Here is a 23963-nt window from a genome sequence, read left to right as displayed (position 1 = left end):
ACCCCTTGCCGAACCCGGTTTGAAGGCCCCCAGGCTCCTACGGACCCGGGTCTTTGGGGGAGTCATCAACGAGTACCGCTACGCATCCTGAGCTGCAGCGACGAGTTTTCGAGCCCCACACCTCCAGCAGCGGTGGGAGCAGGACGGCGGCTGGACCTGGCGGGAAAGCCCCGCTGTGGAGCCAAAAGCGGCGTGACCTCTTCGGATCGGGGATTGTGGTCAGCAGGCCGTGCTCCCCATTTGCTCCCCAAAATCAGAAACGGCCCGCCGATGAAGATCATCGACAGGCCGTCTGACCAGCTAAAACACAGTGTGGGCGATACTGGGATCGAACCAGTGACCTCTTCGGTGTGAACCAAGGACGGCACAGTGCGCCGACCTGCGGGAATGCAAATTCCGCAGGTCGGCGCGGGTCCGTTCAGAGTCGTTGTGCGCAGTTGGGGACCGTTCAGCGCACATGTTTGCTCCCCATTTGCTCCCCACCCGTGCTCCCAGGATGGATAAACGGGCATCGGTGATAGGTGGGAACCAGTAGGACTCTGCACGACGGAATCTTTCGGTTCGCGCCGGGGCGTCGACCAGCGTCAGGGGTATAAGGACACCACAGGCACGCCGTTGTAGCCGCTTCGGCGAAATGAGTGGGCATATGTTTCGAGCTGATCATCGCCAGTCGTGCGGCATCGAATGTGTGACGGGGCTGGGCGCGCGGACCAGCAGCAGCCGGCGCGCACTTGCAGACGGGGGCCTTCTGTGTCTTCGGGTGTTTTGGCTCAGTCGAGTTGGTCAACACGATCGAGGAACGCGGGGTCCGCGACGACCTCGCGCTCGTCGCGGGTGTTGAACGCGCCGAGCACCGCGTCGAGCCGGACGGTAGCCGTGAAGACGAAGGCTGGTACACGCTCGGCACATTCACGTCGGACGCGGAACTGCTCGGCCTTGGTCTGCTGGGTCGTCCAGGCCATACCGCGACGCCGCTATGGGAGGGCACCGCGAACTGACCTGGAGGTACCGAACGTGACCCTCGCGCCGCCAGCCTTGTCCAAAGAGGATGGTAGTCCGCAAAGCCCAAGCAACCGCAGGAAACCGCCGTCGGTTCAGTGCCTTGGACAGCAGTTCCGCGAGGTGCGGCCTGACCTGTCACCGAGTGGTTCGCATCAGCTGCGGAAGAGTGCACTCGTCAGGTTGATGAATGACTCCAGCTCTCGCTCGATGTCAGGCCCAGTCGGCTGGTAGGCGATTTCCGTGATGCCCTGCTCGGCGAACGCGGCGAGCCGTTCGCCGAGCTGCGCCGCCGATCCGGTCAGCGTCGTGGTCGGGATCGCCGCCCAGCTCCCGGCGGCCCACGCGGCGTCGTCGGCGGCGTTGAGGGCGACGAGGTGGCGGTCGTGGACGGCGAGATGCCGCTCCCGGGCGGGAGTGCGGTTGACCACGTCCAGCCACACCTTCCCGGCCGGCAGCGCCGTGACATCGCCGCCGAACTCGTACGCGGCGTGGTAGGCCAGCGCATTGCCCGGCCCTGCGGCGGCACGCACCCGCGGCGAGTCGAGTTCCTCGCCCTCGGCCAGGACTGTGCCGTGCACGCCGAGCGCGACCCAGGTGAACTCCTTGGCGAACCCCGTCTCGCCGTTGACAGTGAACAATCCGTCGGCCAGGTCCTTTGCCACGGCCAGGCCCTTCGGACCCAACGCCGAGATCAGGACCGGCACCTCGATCGGCCGGGCGGGGCCGTGGCCGCCGGGATGCAGCATGCGCATCCGACCGCCGTCCCAGTCGACCGTCTCACCGCGCAGCAGAGCGCGGAACGCGCGCACATAGTCCCGCAGGTACGACCACGTGCTCGGCTCGGCACCCATGGCCCGCGCGCCGGCGAACCCGGTGCCGAAGGCGACCGCTACCCGACCGGGCGCAAGCGCCGAGAGCGCCGCCGCGCCTGACGCGTTGACCATTGGATGCCGCAGGGTGGGGACGAGGACCCCTGGCCCCAGTCCGATGCGCTCGGTGTGCGTGGCGGCCAGCGCCAGCATCATCCACACGTCCGGACTCTGCTGTGGCGTGTCAAACAGCCAGGCGTGGTCGTAGCCAAGGCTCTCGGCGACGGCGATGTGCCGGGGCGATTCGAGCGAGGTCGGGAACTGGCAGGAGATTTTCGTCGGTGCTGCTCCGGCCATCAGCGGTCAGCCGCGGTGAGCTGCATGCGGTCGGTGTAGAACGCGATGTGGCCGGCGATTGCGTCAACCGGCGCGTAGGGCTCGGGGTAGGTCCACGCCGCGTCCTCGATGCCTCCATCAGGTCCGGCCACGCTGAAATAGGAGGCGTCGCCCTTGTAGGGGCAGTATGTGGTGGTCGCGCTGGATCGCAGCAGCGTCTGGTCGACGTCGGCGAGCGGCACGTAGTAGACCGGCAGGTGACCGGCCTCCCGGAGAATCAGCGGCCTCCTGGTGTCGGCGACGACGAGTTCGCCGGAACGGACGACGACATGCAGCCCACTCAGCTCGATCGTGATCGGGTGCTCGTTGCCGGGGATCGGCAGTGTGCGGTCCATGATGTGTTCCTTCGTCGTACCTATGTTGATCATGTTGCGTGCAGCCACTGCGAACACTCCGGGGGAGACGCGCGCGCGTCGCCAGTGCCTGCGACGGCTGTGGCGTAGGACTTCTCGAACACGCCAAGCCGACCAGCCACAGCGTGGCCCGGGTCAGCGATTGGCGTAGAACACGTTCACCTGCCGAGTAGCCCTCGGATTCGCGCTGCGCTGTCAGGTGCGCGGTCGACGGATTCTCCTCCGCCCCGGGCGTCAGACGTTGACCACATCGGCCCCGTGAAGTGCCAACGCGCGTCCACGCCGACGTGTCCGGTAGTGCGGTTCGGTCAGCAGTTCTTCGCCGCTCATCCAGCGATCAGATCGAATTCGTTGCCCTCGGGGTCACGCAAGGTGGTCCACCGCGCTCCTCCCCGTTCGACATCGGCCACCCACGTCGCGCCCAGCGACAGCAACCGCTCGGTTTCCGCGGCGAAGTCGCCGCTGATCAGGTCCAGGTGCAACCGGTTCTTGACCGTCTTGGCCTCGGGGACCCGGTGGAACGCCAGCGGCGGCCCCTGGGTCGCCTCGCCTGCGGCGATCGCGGCGAATTCGGCGGTGGGCTCGGGGCTCACCGTCCGACCGAGCGCCTCGGCCCAGAACCGGGCCAGTTTCGCGGCGTCGGCGCAGTCGACGCTCAGGCCGATCACGGAGTTGCTCATGATGCAGTCCTTCTGTGCGGGTGCGGAGTTCGTCAGACCTGGGCCATGCCGCCGTCGACGGCCAGATCGATGCCAGTCACGAAGCGCTTTCGTCGGGGTTCCCGCTCAGTCCGGACACGTCGTGACCCTCTTCGTCGTTGTTCCTGGTCGAATCGACCTGACAACGACACTGCTCCCGCCGCGGTCGCGCGACATCACACGGCCATGCGATACCTAGTCCTGGTCGATATTCGCGGCGACCACGCGGGCGAGTTCGAGGCGGGAGTTGACGCCCAGCTTGGTGAACGCGTGGCGCAGATGGCTGTTGACCGTGTGCGGCGAGACGTACAGCCGCTCAGCCGTCTCACGGTTCGTCAGCCCCTGGGTGATGAGGCGAACCACACCCAGCTCGGAATCGGTGAGCGAGGCCCAGCCGGTGTCCGGGCGCGTGCCGGTCACCAGCCTGCGGCGCACACCGTTGGCCCGCAACCGACCCCGCACACGCCCCGCGTCCCAGGTCGCACCCGCCTCGGAGTACTGGACGAGCGCACGACCGAGCGTGTCCACTCCCGCCGCAGCTGCACCCGTGCGCAGCTGCGCGACCCCCAGGTCCTCCAGCGCCGACGCGTAGGCCATGGGGCGCGGCGCCGTCTCGAAGAGCCGGCAGGCCTCGGCGAGCAGGGTGACGTCAACAGCGAACAGGCCGCGGGCGTGTGCGGCGGCCGCATGCACGGAGCCGATCCCGGGGTTGAGCCGCGCCCGCTCGGCCGCTGCGGCGACTGTGTCGGCGGCAAGGCGCGAATCGCCTGCGGCGACGGCGATCCGGACGAGCTGTGGGTCGTCGGTGACGTCCATCGGATAGAGAGGGATGATGCGCCCGGCCGAACCGGCGGCGTCGAGCACCGCCCGGGCGTCCGCCGGTTTGCCATCCGCCAGCGCCCCCAGCGCGAGCAGCCAACTGCCGTGCGCACGGTTGGCGGGGGTGCCGTCGGCCGCCATCCGCCGCGCCAGCGCCGTTGTCTCACGCCGCCAGCGTTCGTCGCCGGTGTGGATGGCTACCCGCCCGAGGGCGACGACGCCTGCCGCGTACAGCGCGCCGACCACCGGCGTGTCGCTGGCCGTGTCGAAGCGACCCCCGAGCGCGGCCGCCGCGTCGGCCAGGCGACCCAGCTGGAACAGCTGCCGCCCGCGCCAGGTCTCGAAGAAGTCGAGCGCGAACGCCTGCCGTTCCCGGTTCGCGGCGGCGATGCCCGTCGAGATCAGGTCGAGCGACTCCTCGAAGCGGTCGAGCACGGCCAGCAGCTCGCTGCGCCACTGCCGCGCGACCCACTCGCGCGTTTCCTCACCGGGGCCGAATCCGTCGCGCATCGCCTGCTCGTGCGTGGCGAGCGCATCCTCGAAGTGACCGTCGACGTAGCGCAGCGCCCCGTAGGCGAGCCGCAGGATGGAGCGCGTCGCCAGGTCTCCGGCACGTTCGACCGTCTCCCGGGCCTGCTGGTGCTGCTGGGTCGCCTCCGCCGGCCGACCGGCCTGGACCAGGTTGTAGGCCAAGCGCGCCTGGTGCTTGGCGCGGTCCTGGTCGGAAAGGTCACGCAGCGCGAGTGCCCGCCGCCCCCACTCAGCCCGCACGTCCGGCGACAGCGCGAACATGCTCGCCAGGCTGAGGGAGACCGCCGCCTCCTCGGCCGCCGGCACGACGTTGCGCAGGTGCTTGCGCGCGAACGCCAGGGCGTCGTCGGCCCGGCCGGCGGCGTGCAGCAGCACCGTCGTGGTCGCGACCAGCGGACCGGCGGCTTCGTGACCGGCGGGAATCAGGTCGAGGGCGCGGCAGCTCAGCTCGGCCGCCGCCACCGGATCGCGCGGGCCGAGCGCGTCGGCGGCGTCCTTGAGCAAGCCGATCGCCACTTCGTCGCCCGGCTCAGCGCTGGTGGCCAGCTGCACGGCGACCTCGACGGGGATTGCCCCCGCCGCGAGCAGGACGTCCACGGCTTGCCGATCGAGGGCGCGGCGCGCGGACGCGGTCGTGCTGTCCCGCACGGCCTCCCGGATGATGTCGTGGCGAAAGCCGAGCCGCTCGCCGCGTTCGGCGAACACGCCGGCGTCGAGCAGTTGCTCGACCGGGGTGAGCAGGGATGCCGCCGGCGCGCCCAGCATCGAGGCCAGCTCCGCGACAGTGAAGCCGCGACCGAGCGAGGCGGCCGCGACGGCGAGCTGGCGGGCGGACTCCGACAGGCGGGCGAGACGGTGGCGCATGCCGGTGGCGACCCGCTTGGGCAGCCGCGCCTCCAGCAGCCGCGCCGCACCGTCCTCGATCCGCACGAGCCGCTCCTCGCGCAGTCCCCGCAGCAGCTCGACGAGGAAGAACGGATTGCCGGCCGCGTCCGCCGCCAGTTCGAGCAGCGCCTGGTCGGGGTTCGCCTGCATGACGTCCGATGCGAGTTCGGCGACGGCGGCCGACGTGAGCGGCTCTAGGGTGATACGCCGCGCTCCCCATGCCGTGAGATGGTCCACCACGTCGGCGAGCCCGCTGCCGGCCTGGATCGGACGAGCCGCGAGGATCCACGCGACCGGGACCGACGTCAGCCGGGCCGGGAGCGCCCGCAACGCGGCCAGCGTGCCGCTGTCCGCCCATTGCAGGTCGTCCAGGAACACCACCAGCGGCGACTCCGCCGCCGCGCACTCCAACAACGACTCCAGATCCTGCACCATCCAGTAGCGCTGCTCGGGGCCGCCGCGTTCGGCCGGCAGCGCGGACCGGTCGAGCAGCGGTGCCGCACCGTCGAACAGCGCCCGCAGCAACGGCGCCAGCTCGACCACGGTCTCGGACGGGTCGGCCTCGCCAAGGCCGACCCGAGCCGGCAGGCGGTCCGCCAACCGCACGGCCTCGGCGAGCAGCCGGCTCTTGCCGATCCCTGGGCTGCCCTCGATCACGACGACCACGCCCGTTCCCGAACGCAGGGTGCTCAGCGCTGCGCGCAGCACGGTCAGCTCCGGATCCCGGCCGTGCAGCGCTGGGGTTGTGGTCGTGGTCCCTGCCATGCCCAGAGCCTGGCACGTTCGCCGTCGTCCGACACTGCCGGCCGAGGTATCACATGTTCATGCGGTGTGCGAGGGACGGCGCGAAGGGAGGCTCTCGTCAGCTGGAGATCGCCAGCGAACTGGACAGGGAGCACACCATGAACACCACTCAGCGGAGCTTGGACGGCCAGACCGCCCTCGTCACCGGCGCCACCTCCGGCATCGGGCGGGCCGCCGCGATCCAGCTCGCCCGGGAAGGGGCGACAGTCATCGTGCACGGCCGCGACGCGGACCGGGGCCAGCAGATCGTCACCGAGATCGAGCAGGCCGGCGGCAAGGCCCGCTTCATCGCGGCCGACCTGTCCGACCCCGCCGAGATCCGCCGCCTCACCGACGAGGCCGGCCACGTCGACGTGCTCGTCAACAACGCCGGCTTCTCCTGGTTCGGCCCCACCGCCGACCTGGACGTCGCCACCTACGACGCACTGTTCGACAGCAACGTGCGGGCCCCGTACTTCCTGGTCGCGGCGCTCGCCCCCCGAATGGCGGCCAACGGCGGCGGCAGCATCGTCAACGTCTCCAGCATGGCGGCCACCGTCGGACTGGCCGGCGGCGCCGCCTACAGCGGCACCAAGGCGACGCTCACCGCCATGACCCGGGCCTGGGCGGCCGAGTTCAGCCCGCACGGGGTGCGGGTCAACGCCGTCGCCCCCGGCCCCGTGTACACCGCCGCCGATCCGGCGCGCATCGAGGAGCTCGGGGCCACCACGCTGCTCGGTCGCGCGGCCCGGGCCGACGAGATCGCCGAGGTGATCACGTTCCTCGCCACTCCCGCCGCCGCCTACCTCACCGGCGCCACGGTCGCCGCCGACGGCGGCCGGACCGCCATCTGACCTCCGACCACCTCACCGCAGTCCGTCAACGCCCGGAAAGCAGCCATGACCGCCTACACGCACGACACCGTGCCAACCGACTTCGTCGAGGCGAACGGCATCCGCTTCGCCTATCGCCGCTTCGGCGCCACCAGCGCTGTTCCCTTGGTCTTCTTCCAGCACTTCATGGGCAACCTCGACGACCACGACCCGGCGCTGACCGACGCCTTCGCTGTTGATCGCGAGGTCATTCTGTTCAACAACGCCGGCGTCGCCTCGTCCACCGGCGCCACTCCCGACACGATCGAGCAGACCGCGCGAGACGCCGAAGCGTTCCTCGACGCGATCGGCCTCGACACGGTCGACCTGCTCGCCCACTCGATGGGCGGCCTCGTCGCCCAACAGGTGGCGTTCGACCGGCCTGAACTCGTGCGGCGACTCGTCCTGGTCGGCACCGCGCCTCGTGGAGGCGAGGGTGTCGGCGAACTTCCGCCGGATACTCGGGCACTGTTCTTCAAGACCTACGAACATCAGGAAGAAATGTGGCTGCCGATTCTGTTCGCCCCCTCTGAGAGCAGCCAGGCGGCCGGTCACGCGTTCCTGAGGCGCATCATGGCCCGGGGGGACCGTGACGACGCGGTGTCGGCGTCGACTGTCCAGGCGCAGACCGTCGCCATCGCGGCTTATGGCGCGGACAAGGACGAGACCTACGCCCATCTCAAGGGACTGCGTCAACCGACCCTGGTCGTCAACGGCAACAACGACATCATCATCCCCACCATCAACTCCTACCTGCTCCAGCAACATGCCCCCAACGCACAGCTCATCCTCTATCCCGACGCCAACCACGGCGCCCACTTTCAGTACCCCGACCTGTTCGTCAAGCACACCAAGCTGTTCCTGGACGCCGAGCAGCTTCAGTAGGGGCTCGCTCACCGCCCCCATCAGCAACGTCGCCTCTAACCGCCCTCGCCGATCCCGACCGGCGGCAGCGTCCCGGTCTCACCAAGATCGGCCAAGAAAAGTCCATTCCAGACAGTTGGCGCCAGCGGCGGAAAGCCCCGCCAGGACATCGACCCGTGAGCGCAGATCGACCTGGCGCTCGAAGCGTACGAACGCGCCCATGAGCCGAAGTCGCTCGTCCTGATCGAGGGCGGGTACTATTCGCCCTACCTCGACAAGTTCGCCGAATCCTTGCAATCGGCGCTCGCGCGGTTCCAGCGGCGGTTGTGACCCGTCTCAGTGACGGCACAGTCCCCGCCGAGCTGGGTAAACTCGGTGCGTGGCAGTCCAGGACAGCGAGTTCGGCCGGGTGCTGCGGGCCTGGCGGAACCGGGCCGCGCCCGAGGAATACGGCTTGCCGGTCGCCCCGGGGCGTCGTGCGCACGGCCTGCGCCGCCCCGAACTCGCGCGTCTGGCCGGGGTGTCGCCGGACTACATCGCCCAGTTGGAACAGGGCCGGGCGACCGCGCCGTCCGCACACGTGCTGGGCGCACTTGCACGGACCCTGCGGCTTTCCCGCGACGAACGTCGGCACCTGTTCCGGCTGGCCGGCTTGTCCGTCACCGCCGAAAGCCCCGCCGGGGGAACGCTGCCGGACGCGGCGACCCGCGTGATCACACGGCTACCGGCCAGCCCGGCAGCCGTGTACGACGTGCGCTGGAACCCGATCGCCTGGAATCCACTGTGGACGGCGGTCATGGGCGATCCACAGAAGCGGCCTCAGCGCGAGCGCAACATGGCGTGGCGCTACTTCACCGGCCTGCCGACCCGGGTGGTGCGCGGCGAGGAGGACCGACGCCGTTACGAGGAGACGATCGCGGCGGACCTGCGGGCGACCTCCGCCCGCTACCCCCGGGATCCCGGGTTGGCCCGCCTGATCGCGGACCTGCTGGCTGCGAGTCCTCGATTCCGCGAAGTCTGGGAGACGACTACGGTCGCGTCCTACGAGCGGGAGAGCAAGGTCGTCGCGCATCCCGAGCTCGGCGATCTCCACCTGGACTGCGACATCCTGACCACACAGCAACACGATGTGCGGATCGTCATGTACACGGCGGCACCCGGCAGCGATACCGATCGCGCCCTGGGCGAGCTCACCGCTGCCGCTCGGCGAGCACCTTCTGGGCCAGCTGAAGACGCGAGCTGACACCCAGCTTGGTGAAGGCCGCACGCAGGTGAGTGGCGACGGTGTTGGGGGAAACGAAGAGCTCTGCTGCCACCACGCCGGTGCGAGAGCCAGTTCCATCCGTGCCGCAGTCGCGGTGCCGTTGGGTCGGGCGGCAATCCGATCGGCGACCGCGACGGCGTGCTCGTCGCGGCCCACCGCCGTCAGCATCCGCACCGCGTCAACGACGACGACCGTCCACTTCGGATCGTCGTCGATGAAGTCGATTGCCTTCGCCACAAGGTCCGCGGCCTGATCAGGGGTTTCGTCGAAGACCTGCTCGACGTCCGGGCCGCCCAACGACCCGACCGCAAGCAGCGGGATTCGGCCGGTCGCGGCCAACAACTCGCGCAGACGTGGCCCTGGATCGTGGTCCAGGCGGTCGCGGGCCATGTCGATCACGGTATGCCGGACAGCGCAGTCCACCGACGGAGCAAGGTAGCGACACCAGTACCACCCTCGAGGCTGCTCAACGCCCGCAGGCAGCCCTAGCGTGGGACGGGTGGAAGTCACTCTGACCGTCAACGGCGTTCGTCACGCCATCGACGTGGACACCCGGATGAGCCTGCTCGACACGGTCCGGGAGAGGCTCGCCCTGACCGGCTCGAAGAAGGGCTGCGACCAAGGTCAATGCGGCGCATGCACGATGTTGGTCGACGGTCGCCGGGTGGTGTCGTGCTTGCAGTTGGCGATTGCGGCCGACGGACGCGAGGTGACCACGATCGAGGGCATCGCCGACCGTGACCGACTCCACCCGGTGCAGCAGGCGTTCGTGGATCTAGACGGCTACCAGTGTGGATATTGCACCCCGGGCCAGATCTGCTCCGCTGTGGCGGTCCTGCAGGAGTACAGCGACGGCTGGCCGAGCGCGGTCACCGCAGCCGACGAACCCGCGGCCTTGGACGAGGTTGAGATCCGGGAGCGGATGAGCGGGAACCTGTGCCGCTGCGGCGCGTACGCCGGCATCGTAGCCGCCGTTGGACGGGCGGCCGAGGCGTGAAGGAGTTCACCTACGTACGTCCGGCCGCCGTCATCGAGGCCGTGACCCTGCGCGCCGGCCGGCCCGGCAGCCGCTATCTGGCCGGTGGCACCAACCTGGTCGACCTCATGAAGATCGGCGTCGAGCAGCCGGACGAGCTGATCGATGTCACCGGCCTGGGAATGGACCGGATCGAGACAACCCTGGACGCAGGCCTGCGGATCGGCGCCGCCGTGAGCAACAGCGATCTGGCCGTCCACCCGGCGGTCCGGCAGGACTTCGCGGCCTTGTCGCAAGCGATCCTGTCCGGCGCCTCCGGGCAATTGCGCAATATGGCCACGGTCGGAGGAAACCTCCTGCAACGCACCCGCTGCGCCTATTTCGCTGACATCTCGCTGCCCTGCAACAAGCGCAACCCGGGCAGCGGATGCCCCGCATTGGCCGGCGAGCACCACAACCATGCGATCCTCGGCTGGTCGGAGCACTGCGTCGCGACCCACCCTTCGGACATGGTCGTTGCCTTGATGGCCTACGACGCCACCGTGGAGGCCCACACGCCCAGCGGCCCGGTCCGGATCCCGATCTCGGACTTCTATCGTCCGGTGGCAGACACCCCGCACCTGGAGACGACTCTGCCGGAGCATGCCTTGATCACGGGTGTCACGGTGCCGCCGGCGCCGCCGGCGTCGTCGCGGTATCGCAAGGTGCGCGAGCGGGCGTCGTTCGCTTTCGCGACCGGGTCGGTCGCGGCCGCTTTGACCGTACGGGCGGGGGCCGTGCACGCCGTCCGCATCGCCCTCGGCGGCGCCGCCTCGCATCCGTGGCGCGCCTCGACAGCGGAAGCAGCCCTGCTCGGTGAGCCAGCCACGGAGGACTCCTTCGCGAAAGCCGCCGCGGCGGAACTTGCCGAGGCCCGCCCACTGCCCCACAACCAGTACAAGGTTGCTCTGCTGCGCGATCTGATCGTCGCCGTGCTCGGCGACCTGGCCGTCGAGGCCGGCGCGTGACCGCCGTCGGCTCGGGCCGGACCCGCCTGGAAGGGCACGACAAGGTCACCGGGGCCGCCCGCTATGCCGGCGACGTCCCCGCCGACGGGCTGCTGCACGGCTGGCCGGTGCTCGCCACGATTCCACGCGGCCGCATCACCGGGATCGACACCAGCGCGGTGCAGGCCATGCCGGGTGTGGTTGCCGTGCTGCACCACGGCAACAGCCCTCGCCTGGTCGAGGGCGCCGGCTGGACCGACGCGGACCCGAACCTGCAACTACTGCAGGACGATCGGATCCCGTACGCCGGATGGCCGGTCGCACTGGTCGTGGCCGAGACGTTCGAGCAAGCCCGAGCGGCCGCGATGGCGCTGCCCGTCAAATACCACGCCCAGCCCTGGGACGTCACGTTCTCGGCCGCCCACCCTGGCCTCTACACCCCCGACGAGGTGAACCTGCACCAGCCGTCCGAGACCGCGCACGGCGACCTGGACGCCGGGCTTTCCGCCTCGGCGGTGGTGCTCGACCGGACGTACACCACGCCCGAGGAGCACCACAACGCCATGGAGCCGCACGCCGCCATCGCCCAATGGGTCGGCGGCCGGCTCGAAGTGGTCGACTCCAACCAGGGCTCCTACGCGGTGGCCCAGGACCTGGCCAAGTTGTTCGCCCTCGACCTGTCCCAGGTGCGGGTCCGCTCCGAGCATGTCGGCGGAGGTTTCGGTTCCAAAGCCACCACCCGGCCCCCGGCCGTGCTGGCGGCTATGGCCGCGACGGTGCTGTGCCGCCCGGTCCGCGTGGTGCTCACCCGCCGTCACATGTTCTCGCTGGTCGGCTACCGCCCGCCGACCTCGCAGCGAATCCGGCTCGGCGCCGCCCCGGACGGCCGGCTCCTCGCGTACGAGCACCTCACGGCCACCCAGACCGCGACCACCTTCGAGTACGTCGAACCTGCCGGCGTGGTCGGCAAGGTCATGTACGCGGCCGACGCGTTGCGTATCGGCCACCGCGTGGTCCGCCTCGATGTGCCGATCCCCAAATGGATGCGCGGGCCCGGCGAGGCACCTGGCGCGTTCGCCCTCGAGTCGGCCATGGACGAACTGGCCGAGAAATGCGGTATCGACCCGATCGATCTTCGGATCCGCAACGAACCCGCGGTGGCCCCAGGCTCGGGCCGGCCGTTCACCAGCCGCAACGTGGTCGCTTGCTACCTCGAGGGCGCGAAACGGTTCGGCTGGTACGAACGCGACCCGCGGCCGGGAATCCGCCGGGAGGGCCGCTGGTGGCTGGGCACCGGCATGGGCGCCGCGACCTACCCGGGCGAGACCGCCCCAGCCACTGCCGCCGCAACAGCGGAGATCGACGGGACCGTCACGATCCGTATCACCGCGGCGGACATCGGCACCGGCGCCCGCACCGCGCTGGCCCAGATCGCCGCCGACGCACTGAGCCTGCCGGTCGAGTGGATCAGGATGCGGATCGCTGACAGCGACTTTGGCCCAGCCATCCTCGCCGGCCACTCGTTCGGCACCGCCTCCTGGGGACTTGCTGTCGACGAAGCCTGCAAAGCCCTCCGCGCCCGTACCACCGGCACCCCCACCGAGCCGATCACCGTGCAGGTGAACACGGCAGAGCTCATCCAGGCAATGGGTCGCCCCGAACGGCACGCGTTCGGGGCCCAGTTCGCCGAGGTCGCCGTCGACGTCCTCAGCGGTGAGGTGCGGGTGCGGCGACTGCTCGGCGTCTACGCGATCGGCCGCGTCGTCAACCCGTTGACCGCGCGCAGCCAGCTCGTCGGCGGCATGGTGTGGGGTCTGTCGATGGCGTTACACGAGGAGGCCGTCCGCGACCCCGCGTTCGGCGGCCACCTCAACGCCAACCTGGCCGGCTACCACTACGCGGCAAACGCCGACGTGCCCGACATCGAGGTCGGCTGGGTCGACGACCCGGACCTGGCCAACCCGACCGGCATCAAAGGCGCCGGGGAAATCGGCATCGTCGGCGTAGCCGCGGCCATCGCCAACGCCGTCTGGCACGCCACCGGCATACGGCACCGGAATCTGCCGATCACACCCGCCCGGGTGCTGGCCACGCCACCGGAGGGCCCGCGTGCGTGACGTGCTGCGGGCGTTCGATCACCTCGCTCCAGCTCGAGCTGTCCGCCCACGCGCCCGGTGGACGAGAACGATGCCGCCAAGCCCCTTGACCGGTACCAGAATGGCAGACGGGCGCACGGCGTCGTGGAACGCCTCCCGCGTGGTCACGGGCGGCGTGGTGTCGGTAGGCACGGCCTCGTCGCCGCCGCAATTGTGGGCATAGCGGGGAAAGCTCCGGCGCCGACCAGGATGCGGAGCCGGTGCGCGCTTGAACACGTGCGCGGTGGGGGAGAGTTCGACGGTGACACCGCCTGGGCTCCTTGGCCTCGCCACGCCATCGCACGAAGTCGTGCCGGGTGATCAGATATCTGCTCCCGGAAGTCCTAAGTGCTCACCTGAGCCGCGACCGTCACAGACGCCCGTTCAAGGCCGTTGACCTGCGGTTCAGTGCCGTTGAGGTCCGTTGAGCGCAGTTGGAAGAGCTCATAGGTGTGAACCAAGGACGGCATAGTGCGCCGACCTGCGGAAACGCAACTTCCGCAGGTCGGCGCGGATCCGTTCAGAGTCGTTGTGCGCAGTTGGGGACCGTTCAACGCACATGTTTGCTCCCCATCTGCTCCCCGCCGTGCTCCCCAGCTCCCACCGCCTATCGCCGGCGGGCCTCAAACTGGTTGGCTGCGACGCGGGCCCCGCGAATTTTGTCGCAGACGAGCGGTCAAGACGGTAGCCATCGAAACCAGTAGACGGCCTGCCCGCCGACGACGACCAAGCGGTCGTTGTCCAGCCAAGCACAGTCAACCAGGTCGCTGTCCAGTCGGAGCTCGGCGAGGCACCGCGCCTCGGGCAACTGGTGAATCCGCAGCATGCTGTCGTCCGAGACCGTTGCGAGCCAGATGCCGTTGGGTGACCATGAATGCTCGGTCACGGACGCGCCACTGTCCAAAGTTGTCATCGCGCTTCGGTGGATGGTGTAACGGAACTTTGCCGATGGTCGACGTAGTGCGGTATGACGGCGAGGGAGGTCGACCGCGTCGAGCTGTGGCGGCGCGCTGGCGGTAGATGTGCGGTCTGCAGACGCAAGCTGCTACAAGTGCCAGGGCATCCCGACGCCGGTCATGAATACTCGATCCGCCCGCGGCTCGCGAGCGGAGAAGATGGCCTTGTCGTACCACCGGAGTACTTCGAAAGCCACGAGAACCGCATACTGCTGTGCGGAGAAGACCTCAAGACGATCAGCGGGAACAGGAGCAGTTTCACCGCTCAGCTACTGAGTGACCTCAAAGCCAGGCACGAGAAAATGATCGTCCAGACGGGCTCTGGCGGGACGGGTGCCGTTGTCACATTCCTGACTCACATCGCCTTCTTCGATTACGGTGGCCGCGCGTACTACTTCCTCAAGGTCGCGAACGAAGGCGCGGAGCCCGTGCAGCTGAACCGGATCTGGTTCGCCACCGACCCCGAAGTTTCCGTCCGCAACCCGCAACGGCCTCTGCCGACCAGGCTCGATCCTGGCGACCTGTTCGAGACGTGGAAGCTGGTTGAAGAGCTGCCACACGATCCACGCCTACCTTACCTCGCGCGCCTGCTGCTGGACGACCGATCGGTCATCGAGTCGCTCCCGAACCTTGACGTGCTGCCGGCGGGGAGCGTCGGTGGAGCCGGAAATCCATTGCGACCCCTCATTCCCTCGGTGGCGGCGGAGAACCGCCGCGATGGCAATCTCGTGGAGAAGGAATGGGACGTATTTATCTCATACGCTCATGAAGACGGCGACGTGGCCGCGTCACTTGCGGGCGCGTTGCGCGATCTGGGGCTGCGCACATGGTTTGACAAGTTCGTCCTGAGAGTCGGCGATAACTTGGCTTTCAAACTCGCCGAGGCTATAGACCGTAGCGCTTTCAGTATAGTCATCCTGTCTCGTGCCTTCTTTGAATCGGGATGGGGAAAGTATGAGATCACCGGAGCTCTCAACCGCAGTGTCGCCGGCGACCAGGTCGTGTTGCCGATTTGGCATGGAATAACCGAGGAGGAGGCCCGTGCCTACAACCCCTCGCTTGCTGGTGTTGTCGCGCTGGACACAGTGAAGGCGAGTGTCCAGAAAATGGCCAGCGAGATCCATGAGGTGGTTACGGAGGCACGTCGACTAGCCACGTGAGGTGAACAGGACCTGAAAGGCCGAAGCGTCGCGCCGGACCCAGCGCGACGATGGAGTTCGACAGGCGCGGTCACAGCCACTTGTCTGGAGAAGCATGTCCGACGACATACGCAACCTGGTTCGGTCGGACCAGGTCGGCATGGCGATTCAGGCGGGCACCGTGCACGGAGGTCTGCACGTGACCGGTGCACAGCCGCTCAGAACGCCGAGACAGCTGCCAATGGTGCCGCGCTGGCACGTGGCCCGTGAGCGTGAGCTCGGTGAACTGTCGGCTGCGTTGGAGGAGAGACGACCGCCCCTGGTCGTCATCGAGGGCGCAGGAGGAGTCGGCAAGACGACGCTGGTGCTGCACTGGGCGCATCACCACGCCGACCGGTTCCCGGACGGACAACTCTTCGCCAACCTCAGGGGTTTCGACCCGCAAGTCGCTCCAGCCAGGCCTGCCACGGTGTTGCGCGGGTTCCTCACTGCGCTCGGAGTCGAGCCCGCCGCGGTCCCCGCAGATCCGGACGCTGCGGCCGCGCTCTTTCGCAGCGCGGTGGCGGACCGGCAAATGATGATCGTCCTGGACAACGCGAGGGACACCGATCAGGTGGCGCCGCTGTTGCCTGGAACGCCGTCGTGCGCGGTGCTGGTGACGACGAGAATGCGGCTGTCCTCGTTGCGTGTCCAGGGAGCCCACGTCGTGCAGCTTGAGGCGATGGATGAGTCTGACGCCTCGGCGCTGCTCAGCCGGTTGTTGCCGGCCCGTGCCGCCGAAAGGGAGTCCGAAGCTATGTCGGCGATCGTGCATAGGTGCGGTGGGCTACCGCTCGCGCTCGCGATCGCCTCGGCCAGAGTTGCGGCGCACCCCGAATTCCCGATGTCGGTTCTCGCCGACGAACTGGACGACGAGACGACGAGACTGAGCGCGTTCGACGCCGACGATGAATCCGCGAGCCTGCGGGCGGTGCTGTCCTGGTCGTCCGCGTCGCTGAACAACCGGCTGCGACGAGCGTTCGGACTGCTCGGCGTCGCGCCGTTGGGCGAGATCAGCGTCGGTGCGGCGGCGTGCCTGTGGGCGGTGCCTCCTCACGAGGCGGCCGCAACGCTCCGCTCGCTGGAGGCGGCGAATCTGGTTCGCCAACACGTTCCCCACAGGTTCCAGATGCATGACCTGGTGCGCCTGCACGCAGCCGAACTGCAGCCCTGGGCGGAGTCGGTGTCGGCGCTGCAGCGGCTGGTGGCGTTCTACGCACACACCGTCAGGACCGCCGACATCCTGCTGTATCCGCACCGGCACGCCTTCGAAGTGCCTGCTCTCCCGGACGGTTGCCACCCTTTACGCCTGACCGACGAACCTGCGGCGGTCGCGTGGTTCGGTGCGGAGCACGCGTTGATTGCCGTCGTGCACCGGATCGCGGCCAACCACAAGTGGTACGAGGCGGTGTGGCACATAGCCCACGGGCTGGACACCTACCAGTACCGGCTCGGTCTACTAGCGGAGAATGTGGCGTCGTCGCGCCTTGGACTGGAGGCGGCCATGGCGATCGGCTCCGTGCGGTTGCGCGCGTCGTCCTTGCGTCAACTCGGACGCGCCTGCACTCGCGCGGGTGATCTTGAGGAGGCCGAGCGACGCCTCACGCAGGCGTTGAGCCTCGAAGAAGAAACCAGGTTCGTGATGGGGCAGGCGCACACCCACCACGATTTGCAACGGGTCCTGTCACTGCGGGGTGAGCACGAACAAGCGTTGCAGCACGCCATCTCCGCGATGGAGTTGTACAGGGCGGAGAGCAATCCTGTCGGCGAGGCGCACGCCCTCAACGCGCAGGGCTGGCAGCACGCACAGCTTGAGAACTTCGTTCTTGCCCGTGAGTGCTGCGAACGAGCCTTGGCGCTCCACAGCGCGCACGGCAACGTGAGCGGCCAGGTAAGCACCTTGGATGCGTTGGGACACATCGCTCGCCGGGACGGCCGCATGGATCAGGCCGCAGAGCACTTTACGGCAGCCGTGCGACAGGCGAAGCAGCTCGGAAATGTCTTCGCTGAAGCCGAGTACACCGAGCATCTGGCCGACGTCCTCGCACACCAGGGAGACGCGGAGAAAGCACACCAAATGCTGCGCGTGGCGTACGATCTCTTCCTCTCCCAGCACCGAATGGGCGATGCGGATCGTGTGCGGGTACGATTGTCCGGGGAAGGCTCCGCGAAAGGGTTAGATTGACCTCGATGAAAGGCGCGAAAGCCAAGCACGGTCAGCTGCCAGAACCCGCGTTGGGCGTTGTGCGCACGGCGCTCACTAGCCTCGTCACGGGCCACCCGGTCCTTGGCCTCGCCGGGTCGGTGGCCCGGCTGTGTGTCGAACCGGCGGGCGCAGGCACGTCGGTCCGCATCGATGTCGCCGGCGGCAAACCGGGTCCTGGCCGGCTCGACGTGCGCATCCTTCCTGCGGAAGTGGATGACGACGCGATCGCCGAGCTGATGGAATCCGCGCCGCTGGACGTGGCGACCGTGCTGGTCGTGGTGGGCGAGGGGCCTTCGGACGCGCCTAGCTCCATGATCAAAGCACTGCGTTTGTTGGTGCGTACGGCACGTACCACGGAAACGGTCGATGAATTCGTCGGCGCTATATTGCGTGCGGATCGAAGATTGTCAGCGCAGCGAGTTCTCAGTGTTCTCAACGGTAACGCTTCCACTGATCACCAGCGTCGCCTTCTGCATACGAAGTTCCGCCGCATGTGGATTCCGCGGCCGGTAGAATTCGAGGATTACCTCCGGATCCGGCCGGGTCAGCCGGACCAGACCGCCCAGGTCAGCCGGCTGGCCGACGAGATCGTTCGGGAGTGGCCTCGCCCCGCCGACCTCTCCGTCGAGGCCCGCGAGGAGACACGCCAGGTCGAGCGCGTGTTTGTAGTGCCGCAGTTGGGCAGTCCCGCCGAGAACGTGACGCGACGATCCGTGGTGGAAGGCCTGGCAGCGCGCTTCGCCGACACCCGCGGTGCGGTACGCGCGGCGATCGTCGCCACATCGGGCATGGGCAAGTCCGCGCTGGCCGTCCGGCTGTGCCACCTGCTCGAGGAGAACTACCGCGTCGTCGGCTGGCTCACCGCCGACGACGCCACCGCATGGCGGACGTCCGTCGCACTGCTCGCCGAACGGCTCGGCATGACGGAGGACGATCCCGCGCACGTCTTCGACGCGCTGGTTGAGCGCGGCCCAGCCCTGATCGTGGTGGACGACGCCCCTGAGCCCGCGCTGTTCGCCACGTCGCTGCCCTCGAGGCCGGGGCTGCACGTGCTCGTCACCTCTCAGTCGGCGCGCTGGAGGTCGGCCGCCCACGTCGTGGAGCTGGATCCGCTGACCGTTGGTGAGTCCGTCGACTACCTGCTGGCGCGCACCGGTGCAGAGGATGAAGATCTGGCACGCGCCGTTGCAGAGAGAGTGAGCGGCCATCCGTTCGCACTGGAACAGGCCGCTGCCGCCGTCGTGGACGGGATCTCTCTGCGTGGGTGGCTGGAACGTCATCACGCGAGGGTTTCCGCGCTGCATTCGGCTTGGCAGGTGCGTATCGAATTGCTGCGAGAACGCCGTGCCGACGCGCTGGCCGTGTTGCAGATTCTTTCGTGCGCGGGCAAAGGCGCGGTGCCCGCCGAACTTCTCGCCGGGCTCCGCGAAGATCCCGATGACGAGGTCACCCTGTTGTGCAGGGACACGGCGCGACGTGACGCCGCCGTCACCGAACTGCGTGCCCAGGGTCTGATTCGCACAGGTGCCGACGAGGAAACGCTGCTCGTGCACCCGCTGCTCGCCGAACTGGTAAGAGACGATCCCGAGTTCGACGTCGGGCACGCCGCGCTGGAAGTCGGCGCGGCGGCGGGCGACCTGATCAGCGAACTTGACGTCGACGACACGACCCAGTGGTCCCGCGTACTGGGGCTGAGCGGTGCCGCGATCGCGGCGTCCCGGATCGTCCAGCGTGAACGCGAACGTGATCCGCGCCTGCTCTCCGCGGATCGCGCACAGCGGTACGCGAATCACGCGCTGTGGCTTCCCGCCGCCTACCTCCACGAGCGCGGAAACGCACGCGGTGCGTACCGGGCGCGTCTGCTCGGAATCGCCCTGCACGGCGACAAGGCTGCGGCCGCTGCGGTACGTGACTGGTCCGGCGATGTATCAGACACGTTTACCGACCTCGACCCGGCGGAGATCGTACCCGCCACGGAGCTGGGCCAGGTCGTCCGCGGGCTGCGCAGTCAGTCGGTGGCGCGCTGGCTCAACGAGAACTCGATCCTGATCTCCGACGTGGATCTACCCGCCGCCGAGGCGTACGGCCGCCGCGCTCTGGAGATCATGCCGCGACGAGCGCCAGGCCCCGCACCCGCAACTGCGGACGAGGTCCCATGGCGTGAGCGCGTGCGCGTCGAGATCCTCGACAATCTCGGTTTCCTGGTGTCGCTGGGCCCGCGGCGCCAGGAGGCGTTGCGGATCTTCGACGCCGGGCTACGGTTGCAACTGTCCTTTCCAGACGGAGAGAACGACGGCAAGTACACCGAGCTCGTCAGCGACCGGGCACTCGTGCTCATGGAGAACGGACACTACGTCGACGCGAGGACCGAGTTCACTCGTGCCCTGGAGACCTCGCTCGATCACTCCGATCCCAGCGTCGAACACAGTATCGGGAACAACGTTGCCAGAACGGAGCACCTCACCTGGCTTCTTCGCGCCGCGCATGAACGCCTCCGTCGCGGGCTCGACTTCCTCCTGGACCGGCACTCGCCTCAGCACAGCAGCGTCCTGATCCAGCAGTGCAATCTGGGATTGGTCGCCTACGACCTGGGCTTCACCGGTGAAGGGTTCGAGCTGGTGCACGGCAGCTGGAAAACCGCAGCGGACCGGCTCGGCGAGGACGACCGCGAGACGATGATCCGCCGAATGATGCTCACCGATCTGCAGGTCTTCCGCGGCGAGTTCACGGCCGCCAACCACGCGGTGCTCGCCGATCTCCGACTCACCCCGGCGAACGACGACGGGACGGAGTCGGTGTGGATTCCCCTGCGCCGAGTGCAGTCGGCGTGGCTCACGGGTGTGGCCGCTCTTCCGCCTGCCACAGCTCGAAAACTGGCCCAGGAGCTCGCGGCGACCTTCGGAGATCGGGGCGTGCACGCCGCTCTCGCACTGGACTTCCACACAGCGTGGGCACTGGCTGGTAGCGATGAATCGGACGAGAACGACGTTCGCGCGGCGGCGCGCGCCGTGCGCGTGCGCGAAGCCGCCGTCGGCGCCGCACACCCGACCACGTTGCTCGCCCGCGCACGGCAGGCGCTCCTGCGCTCCAACGTTACAGGCCGGCCGTTGCGGGCCAGCGCGATTCGGCCGCTGCTCGACAGCCTCGATTCCTTGAGCGGCGTGGAGGCCGGCGGTTTCGACGCTGATCTGGCGAGGCATGGCCAGCCACCTGTGGATCCGGCACGACCCGGCTGGGAGGCGGGCAGACTCACACACCTGCTCGCAGACGAAGTCGTCGATCTGGACGCGGGCGAACGGCTCTGCTGGCAGGCCAACGCGGGCAGGCTGGCTGCTCTCGCGAAGCTGCCGGACGCGGAGATCTCCCTTCGGGAAGCCGCGTCGGGAAGCGCGGCGCTGTACGGCCGATATCACCCGTGGACCCTGCTGCGGAAGGCGACCGCGGCCGTTGCCGTCGGCGACACCGAGCAGTTGCGAACGGTGCTCACTGATCCACTTTGGACGTAGGAAGCGAGACATGGACCAGCTGCCGGTGTTTATCACGTGGGCGCACGCCGACTACCGGGCGTCCGCCGAACAGACGCAGGCGTGGAAGACGATGGTGTACGACTTCGCGCACCTGCTCGGGAACTACGTCCACGTCGACGCAGACCTGTTCCACTACACAGATGCCGGGATGAACTGGACGGAGTACGGTCCGCGTGCCGTCGAGGCGGCCGGCACCGTCCTGATGATCAGCAGCAAGGCCTTCTGGGAGCGTTGGAGGGGAGAGAACCGGCCGGACGAGGGCGCCGGTGCGGTGCGGGAGATGGACGCGCTGAAAGGCATCTTCGACCGCGATCAGCAGGCGTTTCAGCGCAAGGCCGTGATCGTGCTGCTGCCAGGGGAGTCGGACGCGCTCATCCCGAACGAACTGCACCGTGTCGCGTGGTTCAAAGTCACCAGCATCGATCCGGCCGGTGCCGAGACGTTGCTGCGCCGGTTGCTCGCCGAACCGTTGCATGTGCAGGCTGAGAAGAAGATCCGGCCCGACCTGCCCCGGTACCAACCCGGCGGCGGACCCCGGAAGGATGGTCCGGCTTTCGGCATACCGGCCGACAGGGCTGATTTGTTGAAGGAGCAACGTGCACAGCGCCGATCGGGACAGGAGCCGTACGACGCCGGGCAGGCAGTGAAAGAAGCCCTGCAGGTTCGGCTGCCCAAGGTGCAGCCCGAGACCTTCAGTAAGTTCCAGGAGCTTCAGAACGTCTACGAGTACCTGGCGACCAGTCTTCGAGATGCTGGCGACCAGCTCGCCAAATCGGGTTTTCCGACATCGGTGCGGCGAACGGATGAGCGGATTACGCTGCGCGTCGAACGCTTGGGAAGGACTGTCTACGCGCTCGACATTATGTTTGGAAGGGGGCTGGGCCGTGATGACCAGCTGGCGTTCAGCTTCAACGGCGGCAGCGGTTACAACGCCTGGCTAGAGGCGGTCTACAACCTAGAAGCGCAGTGTTCGGCTGTGAAGGTGTTCAACCTGTCGCTACTCTCGAACGTTGGGGGATCTGATGAGGTCATATCTAAAGAAGAATTTTTTCAGAAGCTGTGGGATCGAATTGTCGAGACCGTCGAGCGTCAAGTTCGATAGTGAGACTGCTGTGTGAGGGCTTGCGATAACGGGTTGACCGCGCATGCATCGCCGAGACGCCGGCGTGGGCTCGGTGTGGTGACAGGTTGCCTGTCCTGATCGAGAATCCGGTCAGTAGCCTTGGCCGGCTGATATGCCGCATTTGACGATCGGTGGGCCGTGGTTGCTCGACTGCTGTACCAGGTCTTGGTCCAGGGATTGTCCTGGCTGGCGCTGCTCGCCCGGTCTTCGGCGTCCAAGGACGCGGAGATACTCGCGCTGCGCCACGAGGTCGCGGTGCTGCTCCGCACCAACCCACGCCCGCAGCTCAATTGGGCCGACCGGGCGGTGCTCGCGGTCCTGTCCCGGCTCCTCCCCGAAACACTGCGTTCGTGCCGCATCATCACGCCCGCCAGGTTGCTGCGGTGGCACCGGCGCCTGGTGGCCGGCAGGTGGCGACAGCCGAAGCCACCGGGTCGGCCGCCGATCACTGAGAAGGTGTTTGAGATCCTGGCCGCTCCCCAGTGCCACTGACCTCCGGCAAAGTCGAGCAGGTGGCACGCGACCACCGGTACCCCTCGGACCTGACCGACGCCGAGTGGGCAGTGGTCGAGCCCCTGCTACCACCGCCGACAGCACATCCCCAAGGCGGACGCCGGGAGAAGCACCCCCGTCGCGACATCGTGGACGCGATCTTGTATGTGGACGCGATCTTGTATGTGGTCCGGTCGGGCTGCTCCTGGCGGCAACTGCCGGTCGACTTCCCACCCTGGGAGACCGTGTACTGGTACTTCACCCGCTGGGAACACCAACGCCTGACCTTCCGTCTGCTCGACGCCCTGCGGACACGGGTCCGTACCGACGCCGGCCGCGATCCCGATCCCAGCGCCGGGCTGATGGACTCCCAGACCGTCAAGGGCGCTGACACCGTCGGCGCGGACACCCGCGGCTACGACGCGGGCAAGAAACTCAACGGCCGCAAGCGATTCATCGTCACCGACACCCTCGGGCTGCTGCTGGCCGTGGTAGTGCTCCCGGCATGCGTGCAGGACCGGGACGGCGCCAAGCGCCTGCTGCTGGAATTGCACCATCGCCAGCACCCGCTGCTGTCGGCCACCCGCCGCCGGACCCGCCACTTGTTCGCCGACGGCGGCTTCGCCGGGGCCCTGGTGGAGTGGGCCCGCACCACACTGCGCACCACCATCGAGATCGTCCGCAAACCCGCCGGTCAGAAGGGGTTCGCGGTGATCCCGCGCAGGTGGGCGGTCGAACGGACGTTGGCGTGGCTGACTGGTTACCGGCGGCTGGCGCGGGACTACGAACGCCATCCCGCCACGTCCGAGGCCTTTATCTGGTGGGCATCGATTGCCACGATGACCCGCCGTATCGCCCGCCGTGCACCGGCCGTGCGTCCGGGACGACGCCGCTTCGGCCTTGCTACCTGAAGATCTCAAACACCTTCTGAAAGAAATCACAGCGCTGATCGCGCGCTTGGCGACGGAGAACCGGACGTGGGGCGTGGTCCGCATCCAAGGCGAGCTGCGGCGGCTCGGACACCGCGTCGCCGCCTCCACCATCCGCCGGATCCTGCGCAGCCACCGGATCCCGCCACCGTCCCGTCGCGGCGACACGTGGCGCACGT

The 23963-nt window shown here is 68.1% G+C and carries 21 protein-coding genes; 15 read left to right on the top strand and 6 right to left on the bottom strand.

All coding sequences use genetic code 11. The features are described from left to right. Positions 1 to 779 precede the first annotated feature (779 nt). Positions 780 to 998, top strand: a complete 219-nt coding sequence (locus BCF44_RS55160; protein WP_147329091.1) for a hypothetical protein — start codon at positions 780 to 782, stop codon at positions 996 to 998. Between the two features lie 156 nt (positions 999 to 1154). Here the strand turns inward: BCF44_RS55160 and BCF44_RS54080 are convergent, their stop codons facing one another. The 4 genes from BCF44_RS54080 to BCF44_RS54065 form a co-directional block, all read right to left on the bottom strand. Beyond that, a complete protein-coding gene (locus BCF44_RS54080; protein ID WP_116182406.1) occupies positions 1155 to 2168 on the bottom strand; it encodes an LLM class flavin-dependent oxidoreductase in 1014 nt (337 codons plus the stop codon). Continuing rightward, positions 2168 to 2542 (bottom strand): DUF427 domain-containing protein, encoded by a 375-nt coding sequence (locus BCF44_RS54075; RefSeq protein ID WP_116182405.1) that lies wholly within the window; start codon positions 2540 to 2542, stop codon positions 2168 to 2170. The genes BCF44_RS54080 and BCF44_RS54075 overlap by 1 nt, the downstream gene beginning before the upstream one ends. A 344-nt stretch (positions 2543 to 2886) precedes the next feature. After that, positions 2887 to 3240 (bottom strand): VOC family protein, encoded by a 354-nt coding sequence (locus BCF44_RS54070; RefSeq protein WP_116182404.1) that lies wholly within the window; start codon positions 3238 to 3240, stop codon positions 2887 to 2889. 213 nt (positions 3241 to 3453) lie between these two features. Continuing rightward, a complete protein-coding gene (locus BCF44_RS54065; protein ID WP_116182403.1) occupies positions 3454 to 6258 on the bottom strand; it encodes a helix-turn-helix transcriptional regulator in 2805 nt (934 codons plus the stop codon). Between the two features lie 137 nt (positions 6259 to 6395). Here BCF44_RS54065 and BCF44_RS54060 point away from each other — a divergent pair, with 137 nt between their 5' ends. The 3 genes from BCF44_RS54060 (at position 6396) to BCF44_RS54050 (ending at position 9255) form a co-directional block, all read left to right on the top strand. Then, on the top strand, positions 6396 to 7130 hold the full coding sequence (locus BCF44_RS54060; RefSeq protein ID WP_116182410.1) for an SDR family NAD(P)-dependent oxidoreductase: 735 nt from the start codon (positions 6396 to 6398) through the stop codon (positions 7128 to 7130). 45 nt (positions 7131 to 7175) lie between these two features. Then, positions 7176 to 8033, top strand: coding sequence for an alpha/beta fold hydrolase (locus tag BCF44_RS54055; protein ID WP_116182402.1), 858 nt, complete (start codon positions 7176 to 7178; stop codon positions 8031 to 8033). Between the two features lie 358 nt (positions 8034 to 8391). Continuing rightward, entirely contained in the window at positions 8392 to 9255 is an 864-nt protein-coding gene (locus tag BCF44_RS54050) for a helix-turn-helix domain-containing protein (RefSeq protein ID WP_116182401.1), read from the top strand. Here BCF44_RS54050 and BCF44_RS54045 read toward each other — a convergent pair. Beyond that, positions 9203 to 9328: a LuxR C-terminal-related transcriptional regulator gene (locus tag BCF44_RS54045; protein ID WP_246016336.1), complete on the bottom strand. Its 126-nt coding sequence runs from the start codon at positions 9326 to 9328 to the stop codon at positions 9203 to 9205. The two genes, BCF44_RS54050 and BCF44_RS54045, sit on opposite strands and share 53 nt — an antisense overlap. An 86-nt stretch (positions 9329 to 9414) precedes the next feature. On the opposite strand from BCF44_RS54045, the gene BCF44_RS54040 reads away from it, so the two are divergent. Genes BCF44_RS54040 through BCF44_RS54025 form a run of 4 tightly spaced genes read left to right on the top strand, consistent with a single transcriptional unit; the run spans position 9415 to position 13355 of the window. Beyond that, positions 9415 to 9765 carry a hypothetical protein gene (locus BCF44_RS54040; protein ID WP_116182399.1) on the top strand — a complete coding sequence of 117 codons (351 nt, stop codon included), beginning with the start codon at positions 9415 to 9417 and terminating at the stop codon, positions 9763 to 9765. 10 nt (positions 9766 to 9775) lie between these two features. Further along, positions 9776 to 10273, top strand: coding sequence for a (2Fe-2S)-binding protein (locus BCF44_RS54035; RefSeq protein ID WP_281283281.1), 498 nt, complete (start codon positions 9776 to 9778; stop codon positions 10271 to 10273). Then, positions 10270 to 11259, top strand: coding sequence for an FAD binding domain-containing protein (locus BCF44_RS54030; RefSeq protein WP_116182398.1), 990 nt, complete (start codon positions 10270 to 10272; stop codon positions 11257 to 11259). The genes BCF44_RS54035 and BCF44_RS54030 overlap by 4 nt, the downstream gene beginning before the upstream one ends. Beyond that, positions 11256 to 13355, top strand: coding sequence for a xanthine dehydrogenase family protein molybdopterin-binding subunit (locus BCF44_RS54025; protein WP_116182397.1), 2100 nt, complete (start codon positions 11256 to 11258; stop codon positions 13353 to 13355). The genes BCF44_RS54030 and BCF44_RS54025 overlap by 4 nt, the downstream gene beginning before the upstream one ends. A 694-nt stretch (positions 13356 to 14049) precedes the next feature. Here BCF44_RS54025 and BCF44_RS59490 read toward each other — a convergent pair. Next, a complete protein-coding gene (locus tag BCF44_RS59490; RefSeq protein ID WP_379801220.1) occupies positions 14050 to 14286 on the bottom strand; it encodes a hypothetical protein in 237 nt (78 codons plus the stop codon). Positions 14287 to 14340: 54 nt separating this feature from the next. On the opposite strand from BCF44_RS59490, the gene BCF44_RS54020 reads away from it, so the two are divergent. The 7 genes from BCF44_RS54020 to BCF44_RS58915 form a co-directional block, all read left to right on the top strand. Continuing rightward, the gene (locus tag BCF44_RS54020) at positions 14341 to 15489 is read left to right on the top strand and encodes a toll/interleukin-1 receptor domain-containing protein (RefSeq protein ID WP_116182396.1); all 1149 of its coding nucleotides are present in this window, start codon (positions 14341 to 14343) and stop codon (positions 15487 to 15489) included. A gap of 94 nt (positions 15490 to 15583) precedes the next feature. Then, positions 15584 to 17692 (top strand): ATP-binding protein, encoded by a 2109-nt coding sequence (locus BCF44_RS54015; RefSeq protein ID WP_116182395.1) that lies wholly within the window; start codon positions 15584 to 15586, stop codon positions 17690 to 17692. A 5-nt stretch (positions 17693 to 17697) separates the two neighbouring features. Beyond that, positions 17698 to 21219, top strand: a complete 3522-nt coding sequence (locus tag BCF44_RS56425; RefSeq protein WP_170218279.1) for a hypothetical protein — start codon at positions 17698 to 17700, stop codon at positions 21217 to 21219. 10 nt (positions 21220 to 21229) lie between these two features. Then, complete coding sequence (locus BCF44_RS54005; protein WP_116182393.1) at positions 21230 to 22342, top strand: hypothetical protein; 1113 nt, start codon at positions 21230 to 21232, stop codon at positions 22340 to 22342. Between the two features lie 159 nt (positions 22343 to 22501). After that, complete coding sequence (locus BCF44_RS54000) at positions 22502 to 22855, top strand: integrase (RefSeq protein ID WP_211353706.1); 354 nt, start codon at positions 22502 to 22504, stop codon at positions 22853 to 22855. 20 nt (positions 22856 to 22875) lie between these two features. Then, positions 22876 to 23766, top strand: a complete 891-nt coding sequence (locus BCF44_RS53995; protein WP_246016335.1) for an IS5 family transposase — start codon at positions 22876 to 22878, stop codon at positions 23764 to 23766. Next, positions 23717 to 23963: IS3 family transposase (locus BCF44_RS58915; RefSeq protein WP_281283280.1), on the top strand; the 247-nt coding region annotated here is incomplete at its 3' end. The genes BCF44_RS53995 and BCF44_RS58915, both read left to right, overlap by 50 nt.

Origin of the sequence: Kutzneria buriramensis, from assembly GCF_003387475.1 — a bacterium.
Taxonomy (GTDB): domain Bacteria; phylum Actinomycetota; class Actinomycetes; order Mycobacteriales; family Pseudonocardiaceae; genus Kutzneria; species Kutzneria buriramensis.
This window is presented reverse-complemented; position numbering and strand designations above follow the sequence as displayed.